Source organism: Aeromicrobium sp. Leaf272 (genome assembly GCF_001422865.1).
GTDB lineage: Bacteria > Actinomycetota > Actinomycetes > Propionibacteriales > Nocardioidaceae > Aeromicrobium.
This window is the reverse complement of sequence record NZ_LMMY01000011.1, coordinates 205,242-208,643: the sequence shown is the minus strand read 5'-3', so window position 1 is coordinate 208,643 and position 3,402 is coordinate 205,242. Positions and strand designations below refer to the sequence as shown.

The 3,402-nt window shown below is 72.5% G+C and carries 2 protein-coding genes and 2 pseudogenes; all 4 read left to right on the top strand.

What is annotated here, in order from left to right; genetic code table 11:
• Positions 1–72: 72 nt before the first annotated feature.
• Positions 73–1,221 (top strand): acyl-CoA dehydrogenase family protein, encoded by a 1,149-nt coding sequence (locus ASF38_RS08090; RefSeq protein WP_055961589.1) that lies wholly within the window; start codon positions 73–75, stop codon positions 1,219–1,221.
• Complete coding sequence (locus tag ASF38_RS08085; protein ID WP_056575053.1) at positions 1,218–2,624, top strand: MmgE/PrpD family protein; 1,407 nt, start codon at positions 1,218–1,220, stop codon at positions 2,622–2,624. Before ASF38_RS08090 ends, ASF38_RS08085 begins: the two co-directional genes overlap by 4 nt.
• A 35-nt stretch (positions 2,625–2,659) precedes the next feature.
• A pseudogene (locus ASF38_RS19715) lies at positions 2,660–2,930 on the top strand (CoA-binding protein); the annotation flags it as partial.
• Position 2,931: 1 nt separating this feature from the next.
• Positions 2,932–3,402 (top strand): annotated as a pseudogene (locus ASF38_RS19710) (hypothetical protein); the annotation flags it as partial.

Here is a 3,402-nt window from a genome sequence, read left to right as displayed (position 1 = left end):
GTTCACCCCGTCACGCCAGCCCGTGGCCTGACCACCCGACCGCACACCACCACTTCCCACCGAAGGACACCGATGGACTTCTCCCTGACCCCCGAGCAGACCGCCCTCGTCGACTCCGTCACCAAGCTGGCCGAGAAGGAGTTCGCACCGAAGGCGTTCCAGCGGACCGAGTTCGCCTGGGACAGCCTCAAGGTGCTGGCCGACAACGGCCTGACCGGTCTGACCCTCGACCCCGAGCTGGGTGGCCAGGGCGCGTCCCTGCTCGACGCCGTGCTGGTCATGATGGCCATCACCAAGGTGTGCCCCCACAGCGCCGACGCGCTGCAGGCGAGCAACTTCGGCGCCATCCGCCAGGTCGCGAACTTCGGGTCCGAGCGGGTGAAGCGCGAGGTGCTGCCGAAGCTCCTCGCCGGCGACGCGATCGTCACCGCCGGCATGAGCGAGCCGGAGGCGGGCAGCGCGCTCACCGAGCTGCGCACGTCGGCCCGCATCGAGGGTGACGAGGTCGTCCTCAACGGCCAGAAGGTGTGGAACTCCCACGGTCCGGAGGCCTCCTACTCCGTCGTCTGGTGCCGGTTCGGCCCGACGACGAAGGACATCGGCGCCGTGCTGGTGCCATTCGACGCCCCCGGCTTCTCGCGCGGGAAGACCGAGCGGCACATGTCGGGCGAGTCGCACTGCCAGCTCTACTTCGACGAGTGCCGCGTGCCGCGCGACTACGTGTTGGCCGAGTCCGGCGCCGTCCGCTCCATGCTGTCGATCTTCGGTGTCGAGCGGATGGGCAACGCCTCGCGCGCCCTCGCCCTCGCCGAGAGCGCCTACGAGCGGGCCGTCGAGCACGCCCAGGTCCGTACGCAGTTCGGCAAGAACCTCTGCGAGTTCCAGGGTCTGCAGTGGAAGTTCGCCGACATGAGGATCCAGCTCGACGCCTCCAAGATGCTGCTCTTCCGTGCCGTGGCCGACGCCGACGCCGGTGCGCCCGACTCCACCGACGCCGCGATCGCCAAGGTGCACGCCAACGAGACGGCGTTCAAGGTGGCCAACGACGCCCTGCAGGTCTTCGGCGCCAGCGGCTACTCCCAGGAGTTCCCGATGGAGTACATCGTGCGCCGCACGCGCGGCTGGATGATCGCCGGCGGGTCCACGGAGATCCTGCGCAACACCATCGCCCAGTCGGTCTTCGGCCGACGCTTCGACCAGCGGGCGGGAGCCAGCCGATGAGCACGAGCACCTCCGCCAGCGCCGACGCGGCCGGCCCGGCGCTCGAGGGCGCCACCGCCACGGTCGCCGAGTGGGCCGCCGCCCAGGCCGACCGGCCCCTCGACGCCGCCACCCGTCACCACGTGCGTCGGCTCTGGGTCGACTACCTGGCCGCGGTCGTCCCCGGCTCTGCCGCGCCGACGTCGCGCCAGGTGGCCCAGCACGCCGCCGTCCAGTACCCCGGCGACGCCGCCGAGGCGGTCGGATCGGGTCGGCTCTCGGCCCTCGGTGCCGCGCTGGTCAACGGCACGAGCGCGCACTGCCTCGAGGTCGACGACGGCTACACGCCGGGCAGCGTCCACCCCAGCACGGTCGTGTTCCCCGCCGTCCTCGCCGCGGCGCAGGCCGCCGGCAGCGACGACGAGCTCACCGAGCGGGCGCTGGCGGTGGGCCTCGAGGGCGTCTGCCGCCTGGCCGCCGCCGGCCACCCGGCCACCTGGCGCAACCACTTCCACAACACCCCGCTCACCGGCGTCCTCGCCGGGGCGCTCGCTGTCGGTGTGCTGCACCGCCTGGACGCTGAGCGGATGGAGCACGCGCTCGGCATCGCCGCGTCCCACGCCGGTGGCCTGTTCGCGTTCCTCGGCCAGGCGGCCGAGGTCAAGCGGCTGCACCCCGGCAAGGCGGCTCGCGACGCGATCGCGAGCGCCGAGCTGGCGAAGGCCGGCATCACAGGACCGCGCGGTGTCCTGGAGGCCCGGCACGGGTACGCCGAGGCGTTCACCCGCGGCGAGCTCGACGCCGAGACCCTGCTGGGTGGGCTCGGTGAGGAGTGGGTCTTCCTGCGCACCTACGTCAAGCCCTACCCCTGCTGCCGGCACCTGCACGGACCCATCGACGCCGCCCTCGCGCTGCGGGCCGAGCACGGGCTCAAGGCCGACGACGTCGCCTCCGTGCTGGTCCGCACCTACACGGTCGCCTCGCACCACGCCGCGACGGACGTCGACGAGTTCCTCGACGCGCAGATGAGCATCCCGTTCGCCGTGACCGTCGCCCTCACGTTCGACGAGGTCGGCCTCACCGAGTTCGGCCCCGAGGCCCGCCACGACGCCACCGTGCGCGACCTCGTCGGTCGCGTCGCCGTGGTGGCCGACGCCGACGCCGACGCGGCCTACCCGCGGCTGCGCCGCGCCGTGCTGGAGGTGACCCTGCACGACGGCACCGTCCTCACCGAGCAGGTCGACACGCCCTACGGCGAGCCGTCGAACCCGGTCAGCGACGACGACATGACCGCCAAGCTCGTCCGCCTGGCCGGTCCGGTCATCGGCCACGACCGCGCCGCCGCCCTGGCCGAGCAGACCTGGACCGCGCCCAGCGCCCGCACGACGCTCGACGTCGTCCTGCCCGAGGAGACCACCCCGTGACCGTCCTGTCCACCACCACCCTCGGTGGCGCCCTGATGCACCCCGAGTCGGTCGCGATCATCGGCGCCTCCGACGACATCAGCAAGACCGGCGCCCGACCGCTCGCGTTCCTGCGCAAGGCCGGGTACACGGGCCGGGTCTACCCGGTCAACCCGCGCCGCGACACGGTGCTCGGCGAGAAGGCGTGGCCGAGCATCTCGGCGCTGCCGGAGACGCCCGACCACGTGTTCGTCGCCGCCGACACCCGCTTCGTCGTCGACGCGGTGCGCGAGTGCGGCGAGCGCGGCGTTCCCGTCGTGACGGTGCNGGCGCAGCGGTACGGCGTCCGCATCGTCGGGCCGAACAGCATCGGCGTGGTCAACCCCGGCGCAGGCATGCTGCTCACCGCCAACGCGGCCTTCGGCGAGGACGACATCCCGGTCGGCCGCACCTTCGTGGCGTCGCAGTCGGGCAGCGTCATCGGTGCCCTGATGACCCGGGCCAAGGCCGTGGGCATCGGGTTCGCCGGGCTGGTCTCGACCGGGTCGGAGATCGACCTGACGCTCGGCGAGATCTGCTCGGCCACGATCGACGACCCCGACGTCGACGCCTACTGCCTGTTCCTCGAGTCGCTCGACAACGCCGAGTCGCTCGCGGAGTTCGCGCAGCTCGCCCACGAGCACGGCAAGCCGGTGACCGTCTACAAGCTGGGCCGGTCCGACGCGGCGGCGGAGCTCTCCGTCTCCCACACCGGAGCCCTCGCCGGTGAGGACAGCGAGGCGAGCGCGTTCTTCGAGGC

What these genes read in the sequence shown, in the direction of transcription:
- ASF38_RS08085 (WP_056575053.1), top strand. Translation starts at nt 1,218, where the DNA reads ATGAGCACGAGCACCTCCGCCAGCGCCGACGCGGCCGGCCCGGCGCTC.
- ASF38_RS08090 (WP_055961589.1), top strand. Translation starts at nt 73, where the DNA reads ATGGACTTCTCCCTGACCCCCGAGCAGACCGCCCTCGTCGACTCCGTC.